Raw genomic sequence first — 25,297 nt, forward strand, 5'->3', positions numbered from 1 at the left:
ATGAGTATTGGTGTGAATTGATAATAGCAATGCGTATTGATTTAAGCAATAGCTAAACGTGTTTTGACCATCAATACGCAAGCGTATAAATTTAAACTCATGAAAAAAGAAACTCTTGCAGAACGCCTGAATCAGGCAATGGAACTATCTGGCATGTCTCAGGGCGCTTTGGCTAAGGCGTCTGGCGTTGCTCAGCCCACCATCTGGAGGCTGACCAGCGGCAATGCGCGAGGCTCAACTAAAATCGTTGAGATCGCCAATGCGCTTGGCGTTCGCTCTGAGTGGCTTTCAACCGGAGTTGGACCGATGCGTGACGATGGTCAAATGCCCGCAATTTCGCAGCCAAAAACAGAGCTGGTGCCTACTGACACATTCCGCATTGAAGCGCTAGACTTTTACGTGAGCGCTGGGCCAGGAGCCATCAACAGCGAATTTGTAGAGGTGCTTAGATCCGTGGAATATTCAGTCGAAGACGCTCGTCGGATGTTTAATGGCAGGAAGGCTGAGCAGATCAGAATCATCAATGTTCGCGGAGACAGCATGTCCGGGACCATTGAACCAGGCGACTTATTGTTCGTCGACATCAGCGTCCAACATTTTGATGGTGATGGGATCTACGCCTTTATCTACGACGATACATCCCACGTTAAACGCCTCCAGAAGATGAAAGATAAGCTGTTGGTCATCTCCGACAATCAGACTTATCGCCCGTGGGAGCCGATCGAAAAAGAAGAAATGAACAGGATACTCGTATTCGGCAAGGTGATTGGCAGCATGCCGCAGACCTACAGAAAACACGGTTAACTTTTAGCCTCACGGCTTTTCACAGCAAGGATCATTATGAAAAAGCTCTTTGTTGCAGCGACAGCAGCTGCACTTCTCTCTGGTTGTATGTCTATTCCTAAACCAGTAAGCCTTCCGGCATTCCCGCAGGCCGAGTATGACAAATTAAAAATTGAAGGTTCCGATAAGCTGACAGGTCAGGCCTTCCTCAAGACGCTGGGCGGAGACGTAAAAGTTGCTGCAGGCAGTCAGGTTATCCTGATGCCAAAAACCTCTTATACCGATTTCCAGTTCGCCACCTGCATGGGGCTTACCCGCTGCGACAAAGAAGATATGCGCGCAGCGAAGTATGAGAAGGTCACGATTGCTGATGCTCAGGGTAAGTTTGAGTTCGATAACATTGCCCCTGGCGAATACTACGTTCAGACCACCGTTACCTGGATGCGCCCATCCACCTACGGGCTGGTGACTGAAGGCGGTGCACTCATGTCAGCCGCGTCAGTAAAAGCAGGCCAGAACAATACGGTAATGGTTACCCGATAATTTTATCAGTTCAGAAGAACCCAGCCATAGCGCTGGGTTTTTTATTGCCTGCAGCTAGCCCGCTCATCACAGCAATCCCCGCCCCAGTGAAAACACGCTCCGAATCTCACTCACACGAAAAAATATCAAATTAAATTCCTTTAGCTATCAACGCATTAATAGCAAATGCTATTATTTAATATCAATACGTATTGCTATAAGCAATACTCATCGCTATTATCAATTCATCGAAACGAAACATCGACAGCTGAGCGAAGTTAGCCAGCGGCGGACAGCAAGTCGCCTGCTTCTTTAACAACATGCAATCTGCACCTGACGCTGAGCGAAGAGATTCGCATAACTCAGTTCCCCGCTATCTCCAGACCTCAAGGGGTCATGGCATACCGGGCGCGCGGCGGACAGGGTTGGGTGCAGCAAAACAGGAATGTTTTGGGCTGGCAGACGGTTATCAGCTAGTTGGTGAGGTAATGGCTCACCAAGGCGACGACGGCCTTCCCTGCTGCTTGAAGGTGGGGAGCCAGCACCAAAGCATTTCTCCCGCATCAGCGGGTAACGACAGAGGGTAAGGCGATGGATAAGGCATACGAAGAATATTTTGAAAGCCTTGCTGAAGGTGAAGAGGCTCTTAGTTTTGCTGAATTTGTTGAGGCTGTTTCATGAAATATACGCACAAAACTCATTTTGGTTTTTCAGCTCAAGTAAGGAGCACCCAGTTGGGAACTACGCAAGCACTTGGAACTTTCTCTACAGCTGAACGGGCTAACATAGCGGCTCGATTATTTAAGCACTGGGAGAAAAGCTTCCAAGCCAACGAGATCCCAAGAAAGCCCACACATGTAGATGCGTTGAATACTTTTGGCTATTAAGCCAAACAATAGAAAGCCGCCTAACCAGCGGCTTTTTTCATACCTCACCGTTCTCGATGAGTGCGGTTAGTTATGACAACCGGCGGCCATCCACCGCCCATTAGCGAAGAAGTCTTGTATCAACAGCTCCGTTCGCCGAGCGCCATCGGCACTACAAGGAAATAACCATGACACAGAAAGAAATCGTTACCTACAAAGGTTTTAATGCGGATATGACCTGCCGCGGGTTCCAGTTTGAAATCGGTAAAACTTTCGAACATGAAGGTAAAGTCAGCGCTTGCTCTGCCGGATTCCACTCCTGCGAATACCCGTTGGATTGCTTCAGCTATTACCCGCCCGCCCAAAGTCGCTACGCTGAAACCATTGCGTCAGGCGATATCAGTCGCGAAGAAGGTGGCGACAGCAAAATCGCCAGCGCATCGATCACTATCAAGGCTGAAATTTCTGTGCATCAACTGGTAACCCGGGCTATTGAGTGGATCTGGAGCCGGGTAGACAGATCGTTAGAGCAGACAAACACCGGCAACCGCTCCGCCGCCAGCAACACCGGCGACTACTCTGCCGCCAGCAACACCGGCAACCGCTCCGCCGCCAGCAACACCGGCGACTACTCCGCCGCCAGCAACACCGGCAACCGCTCCGCCGCCAGCAACACCGGCAACCGCTCCGCCGCCAGCAACACCGGCAACCGCTCCGCCGCCAGCAACACCGGCTACCACTCCGCCGCCAGCAACACCGGCTACCACTCCGCCGCCAGCAACACCGGCAACCGCTCCGCCGCCAGCAACACCGGCAACCGCTCCGCCGCCAGCAACACCGGCAACCGCTCCGCCGCCAGCAACACCGGCAACCGCTCCGCCGCCAGCAACACCGGCGACTACTCCGCCGCCAGCAACACCGGCAACCGCTCCGCCGCCAGCAACACCGGCGACTACTCTGCCGCCGAGGTTGGCGGATCTCATTCTGTAGCTGCGGCATTCGGCATCGAAGGCAAAGCGCGAGCCTCTGAAAACAGCGCCATCGTCCTCTGCTACCGCAACGATGAAGGCGAGTTAATCCACATCCGCGCCAGCAAGGTTGGTGATAACGGAGTTAAAGCAGACATCTGGTATCAACTGGATGAAAACGGCGAATTCGTGGAGGCATCATGACAGTCACCCACAACGGCAAGCAGTACACCGCCAAAAAGCTCAACGATAACGAGTGGCAGCTGACGTCGGCATCAAACCCGCGCGAGAAGTTGACGCTTAACCGCTGGCAGATGCATATCGCTGGCCTCCTGGAACAGGTTGAGGTGAAGGCATGATCAATCATCACCTGCTGCGCGCCGCGCAGAGCAAAGCAGCCATCGCCCTGTTTATCGGTGATGGCGTCATGTGGATGGCAGCCTACGACGAAATGAAGGTTGCCATCGGTTATCCGTGGCATAGAAAAGCAGCCTAACCCCCCCCTATTCAACCGATCGGCCTGGCATTAAGCGGGCGGCCTTCGCACGCACTTTTTAAGGAGTCTTTATGCAACCTTACGAGCGATTAACCTCTGAACGTCTGGCAAGTTTGCCAGAAGGATCCCGACTGAAACTCGGCGGCCAAATTATCAAACTTACCGGGCGCGGGTCATTCACCAACAGCGCCGGGAGAACTGAAAACATGATCGAGTATGTCGATTCCCGTGGCGTGCCAGGCAGTTTTGCAGAAAGCATCATTCTCGACTCGGCTACCGAGTATCTCAGCTCTGTAATGTGTGCCTACTGCGGCTCGCGGCGCCATAAAAGCGATTGCACTGTTCAGACGGTATCGACCTACATGTCGACGTCACAAAAGCATTTCTGCACTGACAAAGGCTGCGCTGAGAAGTTCTTCCGCCAGAACCCATCCCGCGCCAAGACATCACGGAGAACGCGATGGTAACTCACCAGACCGGATTGCTGATGGTTGCCATGCTCTGCCTGCTGTATGACCTGCAGCCGGCAGACCTCGAATCACTGGCTCACCAGCTCGCAGAATTTGACGCAGTTAACGACCACCTTACGGAGATTAAGCATGTTGCGAGTTATTGATACTGAAACTACCAGCCTGGAAGGTAGTGTGCTGGAGATAGCCAGCGTTGATATTGTCGACGGTGTTATCTGCAATCCCATGAGCGACTTTGTGAAGCCCACTGAAGCGATCAGCTTCGAGGCTATGGCTATACACCATATCACCGAAGATATGGTCGCTGACGCCCCGTTGATTGGCGAGGTTATCGGGCGTTACCTTGGCGCGCAGGCTTACGTCGCACACAACGCTAAGTTCGATAAATCAAAGCTGCCGCAAATCGACGCCCCATGGATTTGTACCGCCAAGCTGGCCCGCGCCCTTCTCCCTGATCATCCAAGCCACAGTAACCAGTACCTGCGTTACAGCCTGGGCCTTAAACCTGAACTTCCGGAAGGCCTGTATGCGCACCGCGCGCTGTATGACTGTTACGTCACAGCTGAGCTGCTTCTGTACATGGGTCGCCTGGCGAAATGGACGTTTGGCGAAATGCGCGCCATTTCAAACAGCCCATCACTGATTAAGGCTATCCGGTTCGGCAAGCACAAGGGCCTGACGTTCGAAGAGATTGCGAAGGTCGATCCTGGCTATCTCCGCTGGTTGTCCAGCAACAGCGACGACGAAGACATTCTCTTCACCATTAAACACTGGCTTAAGGGGTAATTCATGGCGGTGATGACTCTCATCCTTGCCGACTCCGGGTATGGCAAGACGTACAGCATCCGCAACGTTAACCCGGAAAACGCTATTCTCGCTCGCTGTATTCGTAAGGCCCTTCCGTTCCGCAATACCGGCTGGAAGCTCCACGGAAAACGCCTGCCGGATAACTCAATACAACGCGGGAACGTGGTTGATATCCGCAATGGACGGCATCTTCTCGATGTGATCCGTAACGCCGCGATGAGTGGCCGCAAGATACTTATCATTGATGACTTCCAGGCTGTCATGCAGCACGAGAACATGGACCGGGCCTACGAGACTGGCTACACCAAATTTACCGAAATGGCGGAGCATGCCTGGCGCATCATAGAAGCGGCCACACAGCTACCTGACGACTTCCGCGTCTACTTCCTCGCTCACACCGAAGAGAGCGAAGGAAAAATAAGGATGAAGACAGTCGGCAAGATGCTTAACGAAAAGCTCACTCCTGAAGGCTACTTCCCTATCGTTCTGCGCATCATCAAGCGCGACGGCAAACACCTTTTCCTATTGAAGGGCGACGACAACGACACCGTGAAATGTCCTCCTGACCTGTTCGGTCCGGAAGTGACTGACATGGATAACGACCTGGCGGCGTTCGACAACGCAATTTCTGAATTCACTGACTTATAAGAGAGATAACAATGAACCAACCAATCAGCTTTACCTGGAATCAGCAGTCGGCAGAAGCAGCACTCAAAGCAGGATCCTCCGCTGGCATTTCTGAAACCGGCGCATACGAAGGCGTGATCACCTCCGCTGTGTATGAGTTCGGCAAGGATGGATCACAGTCGCAGGCACTTGTTCTTTCGCTCGACGCTGACGGCCAGAAAGCAAACTTCCTGCGCATCAACTTCCTCGGACGCGACGGCACGCAGACTTTTGGTATGGGCTTGATCGCCGCCATCATGTGGGCTGCGCAGGTTAAAGACGCTCAGGCGCAACAGCGCCAGGGGCAAAGCGGTCCTGAATGGTGTCTGCCTGCGCTTGAGGGTAAGCGTGTCGGCTTGTTCCTACAAAAAATCCTCACCACCAAGACAGATGGTAGTGACAGCTACAAATTCGAAGTCCGACATGTTTTCCAGCCTGGAAGTCGTCTGACCTATAAAGAGTTCACCAACAAAACGCCAGCAGAAGCGATCGCTACGCTTGAGCGCACCATGAAAGACAAAGATGACCGCAAGCCTCACGATTCATCACGCGGTGGCTGGGGTGCGCCATCACATAGCGGCGGCGGATGGGGTGGTAATCAGCAGGATCCGAATGCGGTCCCTGAGTCTCGCCTGCAGCAGGCCAACCGTCAGGTATCACAGAGCAATCAACATCCTCAGTTTGACGATGACATTCCCTTCTAAAAGGCATCGCTATGACTCACGCTCACGACGACATCAGGGTTGGCACACTGTGCCTTCCCTTCATTGGTAACGGCTGGCTAATGCCATGGGGTGAAGTGGTCAGCAATCCATTAAAGGCGCAGCGACTCGGTGAGGAATATCGGGAAAGGCAGGAGGCGGCATGAAATACGGAAGCGTGTGCAGCGGCATCGAGGCTGCCAGTAAAGCGTGGGAACCTCTCGGCTGGAAACCTGCCTGGTTCTCTGAAATCGAACCGTTCCCTTCTGCTGTCCTCGCCCACCACTGGCCGGAAATAACAAACCTCGGCGACATGACCAAAATCGCCGATTCGGTGCGCGCTGGTGATGTTGAAGCGCCTGATGTTCTGGTTGGCGGCACGCCTTGCCAGGCATTCAGCATTGCCGGCTTACGTGAAGGCCTGTCTGATGACCGCGGCCAGTTAACCCTCTCTTACGTGGAATTAGCCAATGCAATCGACGCAAAGCGCCGCGAACGCGGTGAACCAGAAGCAATCATCGTCTGGGAAAACGTCCCCGGCGTGCTCAGCAGCAAAGACAATGCCTTCGGGTGCTTTCTGGCAGGACTTGCCGGAGAAAGCAGTGAGTTGCAGCCAGCAGGGGGAAAATGGACGCACGCAGGTTGTGTGTCTGGACCACAAAGGGTTATCGCCTGGCGCGTCCTTGATGCTCAATTTTTCGGAGTGGCCCAACGACGCCGCCGTGTGTTCGTTGTCGCAAGTGCTCGAAAAGGATTCGATCCCGCAGCGGTACTTTTTGAGCTCGACAGCGTGCGCCGGGATTCTGCGCCGCGCCGAGAAACGCAAAAGGCTGTTGCCGCACTTACTGCAAGAGGCGTTGGAACGTGTGGCGCAGACGACAACCAGGCACAAGTTGGACACCTGATTGCTTTTGGCGGTGGCAATACTGCCGGTCATATTGATGTGGCGACCGCCTGCACCGCGCATGGTATCAGGTTGGATTTTGATACTGAGACTTTTGCAGTTCACGGCACGCAGGATCCAGATACCAACCGAGAACTTGCGCACACGCTCGGACGCAACAACGGACAGGAAAACGCGATAGTTACTGAACCATTCACATTGGCAATCCGTGGTCTGTCAGAAGGGAGCACGATCGAAGTGAGAAATGACGGAACTGCCAACGCGCTTTTGACACCGAATGGCGGCCGCGCTGGTATGGGGGTCGGAGCTATCGGGTGGGGTATGCAGGTTCGCCGCCTAACACCGATTGAGTGCGAGCGCCTTCAGGGCTTTCCAGATAATCACACCCTGATCGGCTGGCGCGGAAAGGATGCTACTAAATGCCCGGACGGCCCTCGCTACAAAGCAATCGGCAACAGCATGGCGGTACCGGTAATGCGTTGGATTGGTGAGCGCATTGCAGCAGCACTTCCTGCCGAGAAGCTGAACGGTGATTATGGCGGAAGTAAAACACCGCTCGACCAGCGCGACCTCTGGCGCACTCCACCTGCCCTTTTCGCTTCACTTGATGCTGAGTTCTGCTTCCAGTTGGATGCCGCCGCAGCGCCGCATAATGCGCTGTGCAGGAAATTCATCACAGCCGAGATGAACACGCTGGAAACGCCATGGGCTGATTACTTGAGCGCTCCTGGCTACGTCTGGTTGAACCCGCCATACAGCGACATCACGCCGTTCGTTAAAAAGGCCGCTGCCGAGAGCGCCAATCAGATCGGCACGGTCATGCTGGTACCGGCAGACACTTCGGTTGGATGGTTCAAAGAGGCTATCCAGACCGCCAGCGAGGTTCGCTTCATCACCGCCGGACGGCTGGCATTTATCAACCCGGTCACCGGTAAGCCGGTCAGCGGAAATAACAAAGGCAGTATGCTCATCATCTGGCGACCGTACCCGCGCACGCATTGCCACTTCGCAACGGTGGACCGGGACGAGCTGATGGCTTTCGGGGCGAAACTTCTCGCCCGCCGGGAGGCCGCATGACGCCAGCAAATGAAAACGCCATCCGCGCCGCCGCAGCCGGTAAAGGAGAGTGAGCATGGCTAAATTTACAGACGTACACGACCTGTTAACTGCTTATCAAAAACAGGTGCGTAAAGTGCCAGCAAAGGGCGTTTATGCATCAAAACAGCGGCGTGATGAAGTACAGGCGGCACACGCAAGAAAGGTAATTCGTAAGCGGAAACGCTCTATTGGGAAGTCCAATAAATTAGGCGGGCGTCGCCGGGCTGAAGTGTTGGCGGCTCTGATTTGTGAAATGAACTTTTGGGCACTGGTGTGTCGTTCAAACCGTAAGAATGCCGTCGAAAGGAAGGACTAACCCATGAGCACTATTGCCAGAGAGCAGTTAATCGAAGAACTGAAAGCTTCGACGCAAAACTCCAGCGGGATGTTTGAAATCGGTGAGGAAACAATCTGCTCGTTGATGTCTTTGCTCACCGCCCCGCCAGCGCCAACATCTGTACCTGCTGCGTATGAACATACCGAGGACTTCAGCGAATACCATGAAGGCTGGAACGCCTGCCGCGCCGCCATGCTTCAGGGTGCCGAACCTGTAATGACGGCTAACAAGTTGCGCGCTGGTTGGGTGGCTGTACATGATGAGATGCCTCCTCAGTATGAGCCGTTATTAATTTGCACACGAGATGGAGTCGTGCAGCGCACCGTGTATGGATTTGACGGTGAAAACTGGTTGGATTGGTACGAGCAATATGACCCCATTAGCGCTGACCGTTGCGATTTGTGGCAACCACTGCCAGCAGCACCGCAGCAGGAGGCTGAATGACATAAGGAATGAGAGAGCATCGTGCGTTTGTGTTGATCGCAATGATTAACCGAAGGAAGCGCAAGTCATCATAACAAACCCGCACCCTGCGGGTTTTTCTTTATCCGGAGTCACCATGCACGCCAATCCAATTATCTGGCTCATAGTCGGAATTATGGCTCTGAGCGCTATCTCTTCACTCATTCACATGTCAGAGGGCTTGTTATGGCTAAATTTGCTGTGGGCGCAATAACTCGATCTGTTAATGGAAATGTGTACACACAAAGCGACGTATACGAAGCCGCATTAGCAGCCAGCAAGCCAGAATGGGATGGAGAGGGATTGCCTACTGTTGGTTGTGAGTGTGAGTACGAAACGAATGGATATGGAATTAAGAAGGTTCGGGTAGAATGCATAACTATGGATGGAATCGCATTTACATGGCTTGGAGAAGACCCGGGATTTCGTGGGCTTGACTGTATAAATACCTCTCAATCACATCGATTCCGACCTATCCGCTCAGAAGCAGATAAGAAACGCGACATCATCATCTCTAAGATAGAGAAAGCTTACAAAGATTGCCCGCATAGCGATGCAGTGCCACAGGCAATCTATGAAGCTATAGCAGAACATATCCGCATCGACTAGACCGCCGCAATGGCGGTTTTTTATTGGAGATAGATGATGATAATCGGCATCCATATGACATATCTCTTCCTGAAAGGCGATCTTTATAAGGAACTCATCCCTTACGGTTTGCTTTTTGGAGTGATTGAGATATTTGGAGAGGTTGGTGCTATCGCTTTATTCATAGGGCATTAACCATGGAATCACACAGCCTCACACTCGATGAGGCCTGTGCATTTCTCAAGATATCCAGACCCACCAACTGACACTTCTATAACCGGAGAATCCTGTGGAAGAAGAAATCTTCACTCGTGAGGAGGCTGCGTCATATCTGAAGGTCGACAAGGGAACCATCACGCAATGGATACGCAGCGGTCGCCTTCAGGCAGCAAAGATAAATCCAAACAAACCGAAAAGCCCATATCGCATTTGCAAGTCAGACTGCATTGCGGCGCTAAAGTCTGTGCGACACAATAGCGCAGTGAATGCGGTTGATGTGCAGGAGGAGAAAGCATGTCAATCAAACTACGCGGCGGCACGTGGCACTGCGACTTCGTCGCGCCAGATGGATCACGAGTTAGACGCTCTCTTGAAACCTCAGACAAGAGAGAAGCGCAGGAACTTCACGATCGTCTGAAGTCGGAAGCGTGGCGGGTTAAACAACTTGGGGAGTCGCCTAAGAAGCTATTCAAGGAGGCCTGCATAAGATGGCTCAGGGAGAAAGAGGATAAGAAGAGCCTGAATGATGACAAAAGCATCATTAAGTTCTGGTTGCTGCATTTCAGAGAGACTGTTCTCGCTGACATCACAACAGACAAAATAATGGAGGCGGTAGACGGAATGGAAAACCGCCGCCATCGCCTGAACTGGGAGATGACCAGAGGCAGGTGTTTGAGACTATCTAAACCAGTACCTGATTATATTCCTAAGCTCGCAACTAAGGGAACAAGGACGAGGCATCTGGCGATACTCAGAGCCATTCTGAATATGGCGGTGCAGTGGGGGTGGCTGGATAAAGCGCCGAAGATATCAACGCCCCGGGTCAAGAATGGCCGCATCCGATGGCTGACAGAAGAGGAGTCGAAGCGTCTTTTTGCAGAGATAGCCCCTCACTTCTTCCCGGTCGTTATGTTTGCGGTGACCACTGGCCTTCGTCGCTCTAATGTAACCGATCTTGAATGGTCACAGGTCGACCTAGATAAGCGGATGGCATGGATGCACCCTGACGAAACTAAAGCCGGCAACGCCATAGGCGTTCCACTGAACGAAACAGCTTTAGGGATACTGAGGAAGCAGCAAGGCCTGCATAAGCGCTGGGTTTTCGTTCACACGACTCCCGGGTACAGAAGCGACGGGACAAAAACAGCAGCGGTCAGAAAAATGCGGACAGATAGTAATAAGGCATGGAAGGGAGCACTAAAGCGGGCAGGCATTAGCAATTTCCGCTTCCATGACCTCAGGCATACATGGGCTAGCTGGCTTGTTCAGTCCGGTGTTTCACTTCTGGCATTGAAGGAAATGGGGGGATGGGAAACTCTGGAAATGGTTCAACGATATGCTCATTTGTCTGCCGGGCACCTGACGGAGCATGCGAGTAAAATTGATGCAATTATTGGTCGCAATGTCACAAATACGGCACATGAGGAGAATATAGTTTATTTGAATGCGAGATAAGTAATTGAAATAACTGGTGCCGATAATAGGAGTCGAACCTACGACCTTCGCATTACGAATGCGCTGCTCTACCAACTGAGCTATATCGGCCCTGAGAGGCCGGTTACGAGCGTAACCACGGGGCAAAAGGTTAGATCTATCCGGGTGATGCGTCAATGCCCTTTTGAATCAAACGGCTATTTTTGCATCACCCGTGATTATTTACGCACGAATCGTATCGTCACCGAAGCCGATCCACTTGTACGTGGTCAGCGCTTCCAGCCCCATCGGACCGCGCGCGTGCAGTTTCTGCGTGCTGACCGCCACCTCAGCGCCGAGGCCGAACTGACCGCCGTCGGTGAAGCGGGTGGAGGCATTCACATAGACCGCAGAGGAATCCACTTCGTTCACGAAGCGATCGGCATTGCGCAGGGTACGCGTCAAGATAGCGTCAGAATGCTGCGTGCCATGTTCACGGATGTGCGCAATGGCGTCGTCGAGATCGGTAACGATTTTCACGTTCAGATCCAGTGACAGGAACTCATCGTCGTACTGCTCCGCTTTTACGGGAACAACATTAGCCGGGCCATCCTGAAGCAGTGCGAGCGCGTTGGCTTCAGCGTGCAGCGTCACGCCGCTCTCTGCCATCTGTTTGCTCAGAGCTGGCAGGAAGGTGTTCGCAATATTCTGATGCACCAGCAGCGTTTCTACGGTGTTACAGGTGCTTGGACGCTGGGTTTTCGCGTTAACGATAATCTTCAGCGCCGGTTCAATCTCAGCGCTGTCGTCGACCACGATATGGCACACACCGATACCGCCGGTGATCACCGGAATTGTCGACTGCTCGCGGCACAGCTTGTGCAGGCCCGCGCCACCGCGTGGGATCAGCATGTCGATGTATTTGTCCATGCGCAGCATTTCGTTGACCAGCGCGCGGTCTGGGCTCTCGATCGCCTGCACGGCACCCGCCGGTAAGCCACACTCTTCCAGCGCCTGCTGAATGACTTTCACCGTCGCGGCGTTGGTGCGCCAGGTCTCTTTACCACCGCGCAGAATAGCGGCGTTTCCGGTTTTCAGGCACAGGGAGGCGACATCCACCGTCACGTTTGGACGAGCTTCATAAATAACGCCGATAACGCCGAGCGGCACGCGGCGGCGCTCCAGGCGTAAACCGCTGTCGAGCAGCCCGCCGTCGATCACCTGCCCTACCGGGTCGGCCAGATTGCAGACCTGACGCACATCGTCGGCGATACCTTTCAGGCGTGCCGGCGTCAGCGCCAGACGGTCGAGCATCGCTTCGCTCAAACCGTTACGACGCGCTTCCAGTAAATCCTGCTCGTTGGCGAGTAAAATCTCCTGGGACTGTGATTCCAGATAATCAGCGATTTTTTCCAGCACGCGGTTTTTCTCGCGGCTGGAAAGGAGCGCCAGTTTGTAAGAGGCGGCCTTCGCGGCAGCGCCCATTTGTTCCAGCATGTTCTGGCTCCTTAACGAATAATCATGTCATCGCGATGTACGGCAACCGGACCATATTCATAGCCCAGAATGGCGTCGATCTGCTGTGAGTGGTGACCCGCGATGCGGCGCAGGGCATCGCTGTTATAACGGCTTACGCCGTGGGCGATGTCGCGGCCTTCGAGGTTACGGATGCGGATCACTTCACCACGGGAGAAGTTACCTGTCACGCTTTTAATTCCTTTAGGAAGTAATGAACTTCCTCGTTCCAGAATCGCGGCGGTTGCCCCTTCATCGACGACGAGTTCGCCAGCAGGAGGCGCGCCAAATATCCAGCGCTTGCGGTTTTCCAGCGGGGATTCCTGAGCGTGGAAGCGGGTGCCGACGGAAATACCATCCATCACGTCGCCAATCACGCCAGGGCGACTGCCCGCCGCAATGATGGTGTCGATACCGGCGCGGCACGCTACGTCAGCGGCCTGCAGCTTGGTCCCCATACCACCCGTTCCGAGGCCTGAAACGCTGTCACCGGCGATGGCACGCAGCGCATCGTCGATACCGTGAACATCGGTAATCAGCTCGGCTTCCGGGTTGGAGCGCGGATCGGCAGTGAACAGCCCCTGCTGATCGGTCAGAAGCAGTAATTTATCGGCACCGGCCAGAATCGCGGCCAGAGCCGAGAGGTTATCGTTATCACCCACTTTGATTTCAGCGGTAGCAACGGCATCGTTCTCGTTAATGACCGGAACAATATTGTTGTCCAGCAGCGCGCGCAGGGTATCGCGGGCGTTCAGGAAGCGCTCTCTGTCTTCCATATCCGCACGCGTCAGCAGCATCTGCCCGACGTGGATGCCATAGATGGAAAACAACTGTTCCCAGAGTTGAATGAGTCGGCTTTGCCCCACGGCGGCCAGCAGCTGTTTGGAAGCGATCGTCGCGGGGAGTTCGGGGTAACCCAGGTGTTCACGCCCGGCGGCAATCGCCCCGGAGGTCACAATCACAATACGATGCCCTGCGGCATGTAACTGAGCGCACTGACGTACAAGCTCAACAATGTGGGCGCGATTTAGGCGGCGCGATCCGCCTGTTAAAACACTGGTACCGAGTTTTACCACCAGCGTCTGGCTGTCACTCATGATTCTCTGCCGTTCAACGATAAGGGAAAGTAATGTCAAACGAACGTTTTAACAGGAGTCAGCCCCGTTGCCAACTGCCTTAGCACATCGCGAAACACTTTGTTGCGCGGGATCAGGAAGCGTAGCGGGAAAGTTTGACGATTTTATTACAGAAATAATAAATCACAATTTTTTAAAATTATTCTTAGTTTGTCATAAAAGTTTCATTCCAGAACGATAAAACCCCTTCTGTTTTTTCACGGGACTTAAGCATGAGCTTATCGTCCAGCGAATTTTTTTTAGCGCGTTTATAAGACAGGATCGAAAATGAAAAAGAGCACTCTGGCATTAATGGTTATGGGCGTAGTGGCTTCTGCATCCGTGCACGCAGCTGAAGTTTATAATAAAGATGGTAATAAACTGGATGTGTACGGCAAAGTTAAAGCCATGCACTACATCAGTGATGATGCCACCAAAGATGGTGATCAGACTTACGTTCGTTTCGGTTTTAAAGGCGAAACACAGATTAACGATCAGCTGACAGGCTATGGCCGTTGGGAAGCTGAATTTGCAGGTAACAAAGCTGAGAGCGACTCCTCTCAGAAGACGCGTCTGGCGTTCGCTGGTCTGAAACTGAAAAACTTTGGTTCACTGGATTACGGTCGTAACCTGGGTGCCCTGTATGACGTCGAAGCATGGACCGATATGTTCCCTGAGTTCGGCGGCGACTCTTCCGCACAGACCGATAACTTCATGACCAAGCGTGCTACCGGCCTGGCGACCTATCGCAACACTGACTTCTTCGGCGCGGTCGACGGTCTGGACATGACGCTGCAGTACCAGGGGAAAAACGAAAACCGTGACGCCAAGAAACAGAACGGTGACGGTTTTGGTACCTCTCTGACCTATGACTTCGGTGGCAGCGATTTCGCAGTAAGCGGCGCCTACACCAACTCTGACCGCACCAATGCTCAGAACCTGCTGGCGCGTGGCCAGGGGCAGAAAGCAGAAGCCTGGGCAACCGGTCTGAAATATGATGCGAACGATATTTATCTGGCTGCAATGTATTCTGAAACCCGCAATATGACGCCAATTTCTGGCGGGTTTGCAAATAAAGCGCAGAACTTTGAAGTTGTCGCACAATATCAGTTCGACTTTGGTCTGCGCCCGTCCCTGGGTTATGTCCAGTCTAAAGGCAAAGATATCGAAGGTATTGGTGACGAAGATCTGGTGAAATATATTGACGTTGGCGCGACCTATTACTTCAACAAAAATATGTCCACCTTTGTTGATTATAAAATCAACCAGATTGATGACAAAAATAAACTGGGCGTGAGCAGCGATGACATCGTTGCCGTGGGTATGACCTACCAGTTCTGATGATGCGAAATAAAAAAACCGGCCTGGTGCCGGTTTTTTTTGTCGGGGATTAATGCGGTCTGGTGCCCTCACCCCGGCCCTCTCCCTTTGGGAGAGGGAGAAAAGCATCAGGCAGTCAACTTCACCGCTTCGCTGGAAAAATCATCCGCGGGTTCGAACTTGAGATCCAGAGTAGCCAGCAGTGCGCGTGCCTTTGCGTGAAACTCTTTTAGCGTATATTCCAGGCGGTCAATCACTTCCTGATCTTTAATAGAGGTGGCCTGCCAGTTGCCGTCTTTATTAAACAGGCCAAACTGGTAGCTATACGTAAAACGTTTTTCCTCTGCTTCCATTTCCATCCACCAGCCCCAGAATTCACGTTTTTCGGGTGCAGGCTTCACGTTGACGCATACAGCCAGGCAGTCGAAAAAAAAGCGATTCTCTTCACACTGCTCTTCTCGAATATACGGGCCGAGAGCCATAAACTTCTTAATCAGTCTACTTTTCGGGTGTCCACTCGGTAACGTCATTGCGATCTCCTTTTGTGAAGCCACTGTTTTACCAAACCAGCGAAATTTAGCAATCTATTAACACAATCTCTGAGCGATCCAGCGCGTAATCTCTTTCAGCGCTTTGTCGAAATTCTGATAGACCGGACTGAACGGCACTTCAAGCAATTTGCCATCCGCAGATGACGAAGTGATTAAGCGCGACTCTTCTTCCGGACTGAACGGATCGTTTTTCCAGAACCCCGACAGCATCGGCGTTGGGCAGCGACGTCCCAGCAACCCTTGCGTTTTTAACGAGTAGCGATTGAGTTCAATGCGTAACGCTTCGTCTGATGCATCATGCATGCCAAGACGGCTGGCCAGCACATCAAGGTACATTTCAGGTACGCTTCCCTGGCGTGCCGGATCGCTGAGTAGGGCGTGAACGACCGGACCAAGGCAGGCGACGGCTTTCAGACGAGAGGATTCAAGGTAAGCCAGACGCACCGCGACGTTCGCGCCAAAACGGAAGCCGAATGCCGCCACGCGGGTGTGGTCAACCCACGGAATGTTCTCCAGCGCTTTTAGCGCATGCTGGTGCAGCAGGCTGGAATCCTGCGTCAGTTTCCATTTGGATGAGAAACCTATGGAAGGCATATCAAGCGTCAGCATGGCGATCCCTTTTGGTGCGAAGTAACGCTCGTACAGGCTGTAATAATCGATTTGCAACGAATCCAGCCCCCCGCACATCAGCACGGTCGGGAACGGGCCATCACCTTCAGGCATATGCAGAAACCCGGTAACGGGAGCGCCGCCCGGGATAGTAAACTCAAGCTCGCGCATTTGCCCCGGCAGACGTTGGGCGGCCTCTTCATAAGCGCGATTCGCCAGCGCCTGAGCCTGCTCAGCCAGTTCATCCCCTTTTAAATGCGGGTACGCGGCAATGGCGTAGAGATTCGCCGCATGCAGCCAGTGTTTACCGCTGCGCGTGGCATCCTCCTCCTGGCTGGCTTTTTGCTGCCAGAGCATCGCCTGTTTAGACCATTCATAGATCCAGTTTCCGCCACGGTAGCCCACCACCGTATCGTAAAGTTCGCTGTCGGTACGCTCCGCTTCGCACATCACGATACGCGCCTGAACATCAAGAATTTCACGGGGGTCTATACCGCGCCAGATCCACATCAGGCGGTTAATCATGCGATACCAGTGAGGCACATTTTTACCGTCTAACGCGGACTGGACGGCAGGCATGGTACCCGGATTAAAGCGACGCACCAGCGTCGACGTTTCTGGGTGTTTGAAACGGGGTTTGAAAAGAGTCTCGGTGAGATTCGCCTGCGTCATTGCGTTGCCTCCATGGATACGTCATATGAAGACTATTGTAACGCGTGGCAGGCCAAAAAGAACAACGCCCGACATAGCCGGGCGTGTAAAGTTACGTACTGGTATTAACGGCCTGAAATAGGCGGTACGAAGACCACGCCCATATCCCATGGCTGTTCAATCCAGGTATCCTGCGGGATATCAATAACGTAATCGTCAACCAGTGGGCGGCCAGCAGGCTTCGCGAAGATAGTGACGAAATGTGCTTTCGGATACATTTCGCGGATAGCCACCGCGGTACCACCGGTATCTACCAGGTCATCAATAACGATGAAACCTTCGCCGTCGCCTTCCGCGCGTTTCAGCACGGTCAGCTCACGCTGGTTGTCATGGTCATAGCTGGAGATGCAAACGGTATCGACATGACGAATACCCAGCTCACGCGCCAGCAGCGCCCCCGGTACCAGACCGCCACGGCTGACGGCAATAATGCCTTTCCACTGTTCGGAAGGCATCAGACGCGCCGCCAGTTTGCGTGCGTGAATCTGCAACATGTCCCAGGTGACGACGTATTTTTCGCTCATGTGAAGTGTCCCAGCCTGTTTTTATACGGCTTAAAAAAATGAGGGTGAACCAGGTTGCGCGAGATTATAGAGATCTGACGCACTAAAAACCAGTGTTTAGCGCCCTCTGCCTGAGTTTTTACATGCTTTATGCTACCAGCCAACAGAGAAAGTGGTATTCTCAGTTTCATCTCGCAAGCCTGACTTGTGGTAACTATTAACCTGCTAACCCTGTGACCTGCAACCCTGTTTGCAGCGCCTCGACAAGGAGACTTATCGTGTCTGAACTGTCTCAATTATCTCCGCAGCCGCTGTGGGATATTTTTGCAAAAATCTGCTCCATTCCGCACCCTTCCTACCATGAAGAACAGCTTGCCGAACATATTATGGGTTGGGCGAAGGAAAAAGGTCTGCATGCTGAACGTGACCAGGTTGGCAACATTCTGATCCGCAAACCCGCCACCGCAGGCATGGAAAACCGCAAACCGGTTGTGCTGCAGGCGCACCTGGACATGGTGCCACAGAAGAACAACGACACCGTTCACGACTTCACCAAAGATCCGATTCAACCGTACATCGATGGCGACTGGGTGAAAGCGCGCGGCACCACGCTGGGCGCGGATAACGGCATCGGTATGGCCTCTGCGCTGGCGGTGCTGGCCGACGACAGCGTTGAGCACGGTCCACTGGAAGTGCTGCTGACCATGACCGAAGAAGCGGGCATGGACGGTGCATTCGGTCTGCAGGCTAACTGGCTGCAGGCAGACATCCTGATCAACACCGACTCCGAAGAAGAAGGCGAGATCTATATGGGCTGCGCGGGCGGGATTGATTTCATCTCTACCCTGCCACTGTCACGCGAAGCGATTCCTGCAGGTTACCAGACCTTCAAGCTGACGCTGAAAGGGCTGAAAGGCGGCCACTCCGGCGGTGATATTCACTTAGGCTTGGGTAACGCCAACAAGCTGCTGGCCCGCTTCCTGGCAGGCCATGCGGCCGAGCTGGATCTGCGTCTGGTGGACTTCAACGGCGGTACCCTGCGTAACGCGATCCCACGCGAAGCGTTCACCACCGTGGCAGTACCGGCGGCAAAAGCGGATGAGCTGAAAAAACTCTCCACCGTATACCTGGATATCCTGAAAAACGAACTGTCGGCGAAAGAGAAAAACCTGACCGTGGTGCTGGAAGCTGTTTCTACAGATAAAGCCGCACTGACCGCACAGTCTCGTGACACCTTCGTTCAACTGCTGAACGCGACGCCAAACGGCGTGATCCGCAACTCTGACGTGGCGAAAGGCGTGGTGGAAACCTCACTGAACGTGGGCGTGGTCACCATGAGCGACGACAGCGCGGAAATCATCTGCCTGATCCGCTCGCTGATCGACAGCGGTAAAGAGTACGTGGTGAGCATGCTGGAGTCTCTGGGCACGCTGGCAGGCGCGAAAACGTCTGCCAAAGGCAGCTACCCGGGCTGGCAGCCGGATGCGAGTTCTCCGGTGATGGCGCTGGTGCGTGAAACGTACCAGCGTCTGTTCAACAGCACCCCGAACATTCAGGTGATCCACGCGGGTCTGGAATGTGGTCTGTTCAAGAAACCGTATCCGGACATGGATATGGTGTCCATCGGGCCAACCATTACCGGCCCGCACTCGCCGGATGAGCAGGTTCATATCGAAAGCGTTGGTCACTACTGGACGCTGCTGACTGAACTGCTGAAAGCGATCCCAGTTAAGTAATACCCTCACCCCAGCCCTCTCCCACAAGGAGAGGGTGAAAAACGCAGGCCCGGTAAGCGTAGCGCACCGGGCTTTTTTACAGTCCCAGAACCAGCTGTCGCTCTAACTGCGGATCCAGCAGCGTGACGTGCAATCCCACCAGCCTCACCCCTCGCCCGCCCCGGCGCTCTTCCCATGCCTTTTTCGCCGTCGCGATAAGATCGTCTTTATTCAGACGCGGCCAGACGTGTTCCTGCGTGGTCTGCTGGAAGTCGTTGAATTTTAATTTGATACCCTGACGGGCAATGAGCAGGTCTGGCTTCACCTTGATTAAGCGTCGTTCCAGCTCAGGGTAAAGCTGTTCCGTGATAATGGTTTCGCATTCGGACCAGTCATGAATATCTTCACTGAGGGTGCGCTCAACGCCGACGGATTTACGTAGCCGCTCGCTGTTCACATCGCGATCGTCAATCCCCTGGCTGCGCTCCCACAGCACGCGGCCAAACTTCCCGAAGCGCTTGAGCAGCATGGCGAGATCGCTTCGCTGCACGTCTTCGCAGGTCCGTAACCCCATGCTTTCCAGCTTTGCGGCGGAGACTTTTCCTACCCCGGGGATTTTGCCGAGCGGCAGCGTTTTTAAAAATTCAGGCACCTCTTCCGGCGTGATGACGTATTGACCGTTGGGCTTATTTAAATCGGAGGCGATTTTGGCGAGGAATTTCACGGGCGCGACGCCCGCAGACGCCGTCAGATTCAGCTCGTTGAAAATCGTCTGGCGGATCTCCTGAGCCATCAGGGTGGCGGAGCCGTGACAATGCACGCTGTCGGTCACATCCAGATAGGCTTCATCCAGCGACAGCGGTTCTATCAGAGAGGTATAGCGGGAGAAGATTTCCCGAATATGAAGGGAAGCCTCTTTATAAGCTTCAAACCGGCCGGGCAGAAGCGTGAGATGAGGGCAAAGCTTTAAGGCCATCGCCGTCGGCATCGCGCTGCGCACGCCAAATTTGCGCGCAGGATAGTTGGCGGTGCTGATGACACCACGCTGAACGCGGCTGCCGCCAATGGCGATGGGAATGTCCCGCAGCGCCGGGTTGTCACGCATCTCCACTGCGGCAAAAAAGCAGTCCATATCGACATGGATTATTTTGCGCATAGTAAGCCCTCACTCATCACTGGATAAGTATACAGTAAACAAGTGAGGATTGAGAAGTGTGCGTGTGAATCGTCGGGTGGCGGCTTCGCCTTACCCGACCTACAAGACTAAATAATGCGTTGCCGATCGCGGGCCATTCTTTTTTTCCGCGCATCGCACGGTTCCGGGCAGTCGCAGACCTTTTCCATCCCAATGGAGGAAATACCGCCGCAGCTGCCCTGAATGCTTTTCCGCTTAACGATCCAGCCTAACGACATGCCGAAGATAACAAGCACAAAAACCACAAAGGTTGCCAGAAACGTCAGCATCATCAGCCTCCAAAATCATCGAGCATGATGTTCTCATCTTCAACGCCGAGATCTTTCAGCATCTTAATCACGGCGGCGTTCATCATCGGCGGACCACACATATAGAACTCGCAGTCCTCGGGCGCCGGGTGCTGTTTGAGGTAGTTTTCATACAGCACGTTGTGGATGAACCCCGTATAGCCCGTCCAGTTATCTTCCGGCTGGGGATCGGAAAGCGCAACGTGGAAGGTAAAGTTCGGGTTTTCACGCGCCAGCTGTTCAAACTCATCATCATAGAACATCTCGCGCAGCGAGCGCGCTCCGTACCAGAAGCTGATCTTACGCTGGCTTCCCAACCGCTTGAGCTGATCAAAGATGTGCGAGCGCATCGGGGCCATACCGGCACCGCCACCGATAAAGACCATTTCCGCGTCGGTATCTTTCGCGAAGAACTCCCCGAACGGACCGGAGATGGTCACCTTATCTCCCGCCTTCAGAGACCAGATGTATGACGACATCACGCCCGGCGGTGCATCCGGCACATTCGGTGGCGGTGTGGCGATACGCACGTTGAGCATGATAATGCCCTTCTCTTCCGGGTAGTTGGCCATTGAGTAGGCACGCAGCGTCGGCTCTTTTACCTCTGATACAAAACGGAAGAGATTGAATTTGTCCCAGTCAGTGCGGTACTCATCCGGCACGTCGAAGTCCGCATAGGCCACGGTATGCTCAGGACACTCAATCTGAATGTATCCCCCGGCGCGGAACGGAACATCTTCCCCGTCCGGCACTCGCAGCTTCAGCTCTTTAATAAAGGTGGCTTTGTTATCATTAGAGATAACCTCGCACTCCCATTTTTTCACGCCGAAGATCTCTTCCGGCAGCTCAATCTTCATGTTCTGACGCACCGCGACCTGGCAGGCCAGACGACAGCCCTCTTTTGCCTCACGCTTTGTGATATGCGCCAGCTCGGTTGGCAGAATATCGCCACCGCCTTCTTTTACCGTCACGCGGCACTGCCCGCAGGAGCCGCCGCCGCCGCAGGCTGAGGAGACAAAAATCCCGTTGCCGGAGAGCGTGTTGAGCAGTTTGTCCCCCGCAGGCGTGCGGATCTGATTCTGCGGCTCGTCGTTAATATCAATCACCACGTCGCCGGAATTCACCAGCTTCGCGCGCGCCGCCAGAATTAATCCTGACAGCACCAGTACAATCAGCGTGAACATCACCACGCCAAGGATAATTTCCATCTGTTAGCCCTTATAGCTGCACACCGGAGAAGGACATAAAGCCAAGCGCCATCAGCCCGGTGGTGATAAAGGTGATCCCTAAGCCACGCAGACCCGCAGGCACGTTGGCATATTTCATTTTCTCGCGGATCCCCGCCATGGTGACAATCGCCAGCATCCAGCCGATGCCGGAACCAAAACCGTACACCACGGATTCACTGAAGTTGTAATCACGCTGAACCATAAACGAGACGCCACCGAAGATGGCGCAGTTCACCGCGATCAGCGGGAGGAAGATCCCCAGCGCGTTGTATAACGACGGGAAGTACTTATCGAGGATCATCTCCAGGATCTGCACCAGCGCCGCGATCACCCCGATAAAGGTGATGAAGTTCAGGAAGCTGAGATCAACCCCTTCCACCAGCGCGCCGTCCCGCAGCACAAAGTTGTACACCAGATTGTTAATCGGAACCGAAAGCCCCAACACAACGGTGACCGCCACGCCCAGGCCAAATGCCGTGGAGACCTTTTTAGACACGGCAAGGAACGTACACATGCCGAGGAAAAACGCGAGCGCCATGTTTTCAACAAACACCGCGCGCACAAACAAACTCAGGTAATGAGCCATCGTCGGTTACTCCTTTTCCTGCTGTTCTGGCTTCAGCGTACGAATCAGCCAGATCAACAAACCGATAATGAAAAATGCGCTAGGGGCCAGCAGGAACAGGCCGTTTGGCAGATACCACCCGCCGTTTTGCACCGTGTCCAGCACCGTGATGCCAAACAGCTTGCCGCTGCCAATCAGCTCGCGCAGGAACCCTACGGTCAGCAGGATCACGCCGTAGCCCAGGCCGTTGCCGATACCGTCCATAAAGCTCGCCAGCGGCGGCATTTTCATGGCGTAGGCTTCCGCACGCCCCATGACGATACAGTTGGTGATGATCAGCCCGACAAACACCGAGAGCTGTTTGGAGGTTTCATAGGCGAAGGCGCGCAGCAGCTGATCGACCACGATCACCAGCGAGGCGATGATCGCCATCTGCACGATGATCCTCACGCTGTTGGGAATGTGGTGGCGGATCATCGAGATAAACATGCTGGAGAACGCCGTGACGAGCGTGACCGCCAGCGTCATCACCACCGCCGTTTCCAGTTTGGTCGTCACCGCCAGAGCGGAACAGACGCCCAGCACCTGCAGCGTTATCGGGTTATTGGCGAGCAGTGGGCCAATGAGCACCTTTTTGACTTCTTTCAGTTCACCGGTATCAGCCATTGTTCAGCGCTCCTTCACGTACGTTTTTCAGGAAAGGACCAAAGCCCAGCTCGCCCATCCAGAAATCAAAACTGTGCTGCACCCCTTTTGAGGTGAGCGTGGCGCCGGAAAGCCCGTCAACGGCGAAGTCGTCACCGGGACGTGCCGCCCCTTTCATCACCTTCAGCGCAGGCAGACCGTTATCGTCGAGCACTTTCTTGCCGACAAACTGTGCCCGCCAGTTAGGGTTCTCAACTTCGCCACCCAGCCCCGGCGTTTCGCCCTGGTCGTAATACGTAATGCCTTTTACCGTGCGACCATCCGTATCCAGTGCCACAAAGGCATACATCATTGACCACAGCCCGTTACCGTAAATAGGCAGTACTACTTCCTGAATGCGTTTTTGGGGATCGCGAACCAGATAGATTTCGGCCAGGTTGCTGCGACGCTTAATCCCGGCAGGATCTTGCGATGCCTCCAGCGTCAGGCTCATCTGCGGATCTTTCAGCGCCAGCGCCTGGTTGAATGTTGCCGGGTCTTTATCCAGCAGCTCACCCGTTTTTAAATCCACCAGCCGTGGAGTAATGCGTTCAGCAAACACGTCGGCGACGTCGTCCTTCGTCATGCCTTCCTGCATCAGCCCGGCGACGGCCAGGATGTTGCGCTGTTTATCCAGCGCGCGTTGCTCCTGCTGCAGGGGTTTTAACCCCACGGCAGAACCGGCCACGACAATAGAACAGACCAGACAGAGCACCAGCACCACCAGCAGCGTTTTGCTGATGCTGTCATTATTTTTAACTTCAGCCACGCGCCTTCCTCCGCTTGATATTGGCCCGCACCACCAGGTAATCGAAGAGTGGCGCAAACAGATTGGCAAACAAAATGGCCAACATCATCCCTTCCGGATACGCTGGGTTGACCACGCGGATCAGAACGCACATCGCGCCAATGAGCACGCCATAGCTCCATTTACCTTTGTCAGTAAACGAGGCCGAGACGGGGTCCGTCGCCATGAACATCATGCCGAACGCGAAGCCACCCAGCACCAGATGCCAGTACCAGGGCATGGAGAACATCGGGTTGGTGGTCGAACCGATAACGTTGAACAGGGTGGCGGTCAGCACCATGCCGATCATCACGCCCGCAACAATCCGCCATGAGGCCACGCGACCGAAAAGAATGATCGCGCCGCCAAGCAAAATCATCAGCGTAGAGACTTCCCCGATGGAGCCAGGAATGTTGCCAATAAAGGCATCAAACCAGGTGACAGGCTGACCTGTCGCGTTGTTAACCAGCGTTTCGCCGCCGTGTGCCGCCCACTGTGAAAGCGGCGTCGCGCCGGAAAAACCATCTGCCGCCGTCCAGACCAGGTCGCCCGAGATTTGCGCCGGATAAGCAAAGAACAGAAACGCACGTCCTGCCAGCGCCGGGTTGAGGAAGTTCCGTCCGGTGCCGCCGAAGATCTCTTTGGCAATCACTACGCCGAAACTGATGCCCAGCGCCGCCTGCCAGAGCGGCAGCGTCGGGGGAACAATCAGGGCAAACAGAATAGAGGTCACGAAGAAGCCTTCGTTGATCTCATGTTTACGGATGATGGCAAACAGCACTTCCCAGAAGCCGCCCACGATAAAGACCGTGATGTAAATCGGCAGGAAGAAGACCGCGCCCAGCGTCATCATGCTGACCCAGCCAGCATCAGCGGCAAAGCTGACGCCCAGCGACTGCGCCAGACGATAGTGCCAGTCAGACTGAATCACCTGCGCCAACTGCTGCGCATCATACATATGGTGCAGCGCAGGAATGGTCTGCAGGCCGACGTTGTACATTCCCCAGAACATCGCCGGGAAGACGGCAAACCACACCAGAATCATCATTCGCTTCAGATCGATGGCATCGCGAACGTGTGCCGCGCCTTTCGTCACCAGACCTGGCGTGTAGAAAATGGTGGTCGTCGCTTCATACAGCGGGTAATACTTTTTGAGCTTCCCTTCGGTAAAGTGCGGCTCAATTTTTTCAAAGAGATGTTTTAAGCCCATC

At 54.0% G+C, this 25,297-nt stretch carries 32 protein-coding genes, 1 tRNA gene and 1 pseudogene; 21 read left to right on the top strand and 13 right to left on the bottom strand.

The window, feature by feature from the left end; genetic code table 11:
• The first annotated feature begins 99 nt into the window (after positions 1-99).
• The 19 genes and pseudogenes from FU672_RS21955 (at position 100) to FU672_RS22040 (ending at position 11,342) form a co-directional block, all read left to right on the top strand.
• Positions 100-804, top strand: coding sequence for an XRE family transcriptional regulator (locus FU672_RS21955; RefSeq protein WP_148244807.1), 705 nt, complete (start codon positions 100-102; stop codon positions 802-804).
• A 36-nt stretch (positions 805-840) separates the two neighbouring features.
• Positions 841-1,326, top strand: coding sequence for a lipoprotein (locus FU672_RS21960; RefSeq protein ID WP_148244808.1), 486 nt, complete (start codon positions 841-843; stop codon positions 1,324-1,326).
• A 656-nt stretch (positions 1,327-1,982) separates the two neighbouring features.
• Entirely contained in the window at positions 1,983-2,192 is a 210-nt protein-coding gene (locus tag FU672_RS21970; RefSeq protein ID WP_148244809.1) for a hypothetical protein, read from the top strand.
• Between the two features lie 167 nt (positions 2,193-2,359).
• Entirely contained in the window at positions 2,360-3,343 is a 984-nt protein-coding gene (locus FU672_RS21975; RefSeq protein WP_148244810.1) for a DUF7666 domain-containing protein, read from the top strand.
• Positions 3,340-3,498 (top strand): hypothetical protein, encoded by a 159-nt coding sequence (locus tag FU672_RS24905; protein ID WP_187360839.1) that lies wholly within the window; start codon positions 3,340-3,342, stop codon positions 3,496-3,498. Before FU672_RS21975 ends, FU672_RS24905 begins: the two co-directional genes overlap by 4 nt.
• Entirely contained in the window at positions 3,495-3,635 is a 141-nt protein-coding gene (gene kil / locus FU672_RS21980; protein WP_148244811.1) for a host cell division inhibitory peptide Kil, read from the top strand. Before FU672_RS24905 ends, kil begins: the two co-directional genes overlap by 4 nt.
• A gap of 71 nt (positions 3,636-3,706) precedes the next feature.
• The gene (locus tag FU672_RS21985) at positions 3,707-4,102 is read left to right on the top strand and encodes a hypothetical protein (RefSeq protein WP_126811183.1); all 396 of its coding nucleotides are present in this window, start codon (positions 3,707-3,709) and stop codon (positions 4,100-4,102) included.
• Entirely contained in the window at positions 4,096-4,251 is a 156-nt protein-coding gene (locus FU672_RS24910; RefSeq protein WP_164474756.1) for a hypothetical protein, read from the top strand. The genes FU672_RS21985 and FU672_RS24910 overlap by 7 nt, the downstream gene beginning before the upstream one ends.
• On the top strand, positions 4,235-4,891 hold the full coding sequence (gene exoX, locus FU672_RS21990; RefSeq protein WP_032628892.1) for an exodeoxyribonuclease X: 657 nt from the start codon (positions 4,235-4,237) through the stop codon (positions 4,889-4,891). The genes FU672_RS24910 and exoX overlap by 17 nt, the downstream gene beginning before the upstream one ends.
• A 3-nt stretch (positions 4,892-4,894) precedes the next feature.
• Entirely contained in the window at positions 4,895-5,560 is a 666-nt protein-coding gene (locus FU672_RS21995; protein WP_128338581.1) for an ATP-binding protein, read from the top strand.
• A gap of 11 nt (positions 5,561-5,571) precedes the next feature.
• Positions 5,572-6,282, top strand: a complete 711-nt coding sequence (locus tag FU672_RS22000; RefSeq protein ID WP_148244812.1) for a single stranded DNA-binding domain-containing protein — start codon at positions 5,572-5,574, stop codon at positions 6,280-6,282.
• 11 nt (positions 6,283-6,293) lie between these two features.
• Positions 6,294-6,446: a DUF1317 family protein gene (locus tag FU672_RS22005; protein ID WP_131632145.1), complete on the top strand. Its 153-nt coding sequence runs from the start codon at positions 6,294-6,296 to the stop codon at positions 6,444-6,446.
• Positions 6,443-7,696 (top strand): annotated as a pseudogene (locus tag FU672_RS22010) (DNA cytosine methyltransferase); the annotation flags it as partial. The gene FU672_RS22005 and the pseudogene FU672_RS22010, both read left to right, overlap by 4 nt.
• A 9-nt stretch (positions 7,697-7,705) precedes the next feature.
• Positions 7,706-8,260, top strand: coding sequence for a phage N-6-adenine-methyltransferase (locus FU672_RS25250; protein WP_508610038.1), 555 nt, complete (start codon positions 7,706-7,708; stop codon positions 8,258-8,260).
• Positions 8,261-8,315: 55 nt separating this feature from the next.
• Positions 8,316-8,597, top strand: coding sequence for a hypothetical protein (locus FU672_RS22015; protein ID WP_148244814.1), 282 nt, complete (start codon positions 8,316-8,318; stop codon positions 8,595-8,597).
• Between the two features lie 3 nt (positions 8,598-8,600).
• Positions 8,601-9,062 (top strand): DUF551 domain-containing protein, encoded by a 462-nt coding sequence (locus FU672_RS24915; protein WP_187360840.1) that lies wholly within the window; start codon positions 8,601-8,603, stop codon positions 9,060-9,062.
• A gap of 204 nt (positions 9,063-9,266) precedes the next feature.
• Positions 9,267-9,689 carry a hypothetical protein gene (locus FU672_RS22025; RefSeq protein WP_148244815.1) on the top strand — a complete coding sequence of 141 codons (423 nt, stop codon included), beginning with the start codon at positions 9,267-9,269 and terminating at the stop codon, positions 9,687-9,689.
• Between the two features lie 268 nt (positions 9,690-9,957).
• Positions 9,958-10,305: a helix-turn-helix domain-containing protein gene (locus FU672_RS22035; protein ID WP_262349039.1), complete on the top strand. Its 348-nt coding sequence runs from the start codon at positions 9,958-9,960 to the stop codon at positions 10,303-10,305.
• Positions 10,188-11,342: a site-specific integrase gene (locus FU672_RS22040; RefSeq protein WP_262349042.1), complete on the top strand. Its 1,155-nt coding sequence runs from the start codon at positions 10,188-10,190 to the stop codon at positions 11,340-11,342. Before FU672_RS22035 ends, FU672_RS22040 begins: the two co-directional genes overlap by 118 nt.
• A 14-nt stretch (positions 11,343-11,356) precedes the next feature.
• Here the strand turns inward: FU672_RS22040 and FU672_RS22045 are convergent.
• From FU672_RS22045 to proB, 3 genes are all read right to left on the bottom strand, one after another.
• Positions 11,357-11,432 (bottom strand) — tRNA-Thr (locus FU672_RS22045).
• Positions 11,433-11,543: 111 nt separating this feature from the next.
• Positions 11,544-12,797, bottom strand: coding sequence for a glutamate-5-semialdehyde dehydrogenase (gene proA / locus FU672_RS22050; protein ID WP_148244817.1), 1,254 nt, complete (start codon positions 12,795-12,797; stop codon positions 11,544-11,546).
• 11 nt (positions 12,798-12,808) lie between these two features.
• Positions 12,809-13,912 carry a glutamate 5-kinase gene (gene proB / locus FU672_RS22055; RefSeq protein WP_148244818.1) on the bottom strand — a complete coding sequence of 368 codons (1,104 nt, stop codon included), beginning with the start codon at positions 13,910-13,912 and terminating at the stop codon, positions 12,809-12,811.
• A gap of 306 nt (positions 13,913-14,218) precedes the next feature.
• On the opposite strand from proB, the gene phoE reads away from it, so the two are divergent.
• Positions 14,219-15,271: a phosphoporin PhoE gene (gene phoE / locus FU672_RS22060; protein WP_148244819.1), complete on the top strand. Its 1,053-nt coding sequence runs from the start codon at positions 14,219-14,221 to the stop codon at positions 15,269-15,271.
• Between the two features lie 107 nt (positions 15,272-15,378).
• Here the strand turns inward: phoE and crl are convergent, their stop codons facing one another.
• The 3 genes from crl to gpt all read right to left on the bottom strand — a co-directional run bounded on the left by crl (position 15,379) and on the right by gpt (position 17,645).
• A complete protein-coding gene (crl, locus tag FU672_RS22065) occupies positions 15,379-15,780 on the bottom strand; it encodes a sigma factor-binding protein Crl (RefSeq protein WP_148244820.1) in 402 nt (133 codons plus the stop codon).
• 57 nt (positions 15,781-15,837) lie between these two features.
• Entirely contained in the window at positions 15,838-17,082 is a 1,245-nt protein-coding gene (gene frsA / locus FU672_RS22070) for an esterase FrsA (RefSeq protein ID WP_148244821.1), read from the bottom strand.
• Positions 17,083-17,186: 104 nt separating this feature from the next.
• A complete protein-coding gene (gene gpt / locus FU672_RS22075; RefSeq protein WP_010427903.1) occupies positions 17,187-17,645 on the bottom strand; it encodes a xanthine phosphoribosyltransferase in 459 nt (152 codons plus the stop codon).
• Between the two features lie 257 nt (positions 17,646-17,902).
• On the opposite strand from gpt, the gene pepD reads away from it, so the two are divergent.
• The gene (gene pepD, locus FU672_RS22080) at positions 17,903-19,360 is read left to right on the top strand and encodes a cytosol nonspecific dipeptidase (protein ID WP_148244822.1); all 1,458 of its coding nucleotides are present in this window, start codon (positions 17,903-17,905) and stop codon (positions 19,358-19,360) included.
• Positions 19,361-19,436: 76 nt separating this feature from the next.
• Here pepD and dinB read toward each other — a convergent pair whose 3' ends face one another.
• From dinB to FU672_RS22115, 7 genes are all read right to left on the bottom strand, one after another.
• Complete coding sequence (dinB, locus tag FU672_RS22085; RefSeq protein ID WP_148244823.1) at positions 19,437-20,495, bottom strand: DNA polymerase IV; 1,059 nt, start codon at positions 20,493-20,495, stop codon at positions 19,437-19,439.
• A 107-nt stretch (positions 20,496-20,602) separates the two neighbouring features.
• A complete protein-coding gene (gene nqrM / locus FU672_RS22090; protein WP_148244824.1) occupies positions 20,603-20,806 on the bottom strand; it encodes a (Na+)-NQR maturation NqrM in 204 nt (67 codons plus the stop codon).
• Positions 20,806-22,029, bottom strand: a complete 1,224-nt coding sequence (gene nqrF / locus FU672_RS22095; protein WP_148244825.1) for an NADH:ubiquinone reductase (Na(+)-transporting) subunit F — start codon at positions 22,027-22,029, stop codon at positions 20,806-20,808. Before nqrF ends, nqrM begins: the two co-directional genes overlap by 1 nt.
• 10 nt (positions 22,030-22,039) lie before the next feature.
• A complete protein-coding gene (nqrE, locus tag FU672_RS22100) occupies positions 22,040-22,636 on the bottom strand; it encodes an NADH:ubiquinone reductase (Na(+)-transporting) subunit E (RefSeq protein ID WP_023334613.1) in 597 nt (198 codons plus the stop codon).
• A gap of 6 nt (positions 22,637-22,642) precedes the next feature.
• The gene (locus FU672_RS22105; protein WP_014882676.1) at positions 22,643-23,281 is read right to left on the bottom strand and encodes an NADH:ubiquinone reductase (Na(+)-transporting) subunit D; all 639 of its coding nucleotides are present in this window, start codon (positions 23,279-23,281) and stop codon (positions 22,643-22,645) included.
• Complete coding sequence (locus tag FU672_RS22110) at positions 23,274-24,068, bottom strand: Na(+)-translocating NADH-quinone reductase subunit C (RefSeq protein WP_148244826.1); 795 nt, start codon at positions 24,066-24,068, stop codon at positions 23,274-23,276. Before FU672_RS22110 ends, FU672_RS22105 begins: the two co-directional genes overlap by 8 nt.
• The gene (locus FU672_RS22115) at positions 24,061-25,296 is read right to left on the bottom strand and encodes an NADH:ubiquinone reductase (Na(+)-transporting) subunit B (RefSeq protein ID WP_148244827.1); all 1,236 of its coding nucleotides are present in this window, start codon (positions 25,294-25,296) and stop codon (positions 24,061-24,063) included. The genes FU672_RS22110 and FU672_RS22115 overlap by 8 nt, the downstream gene beginning before the upstream one ends.
• Between the last annotated feature and the right edge of the window lies 1 nt (position 25,297).

The sequence above is a fragment of the Enterobacter asburiae genome (assembly GCF_008080435.1).
GTDB classification, from domain to species: domain Bacteria; phylum Pseudomonadota; class Gammaproteobacteria; order Enterobacterales; family Enterobacteriaceae; genus Enterobacter; species Enterobacter asburiae_C.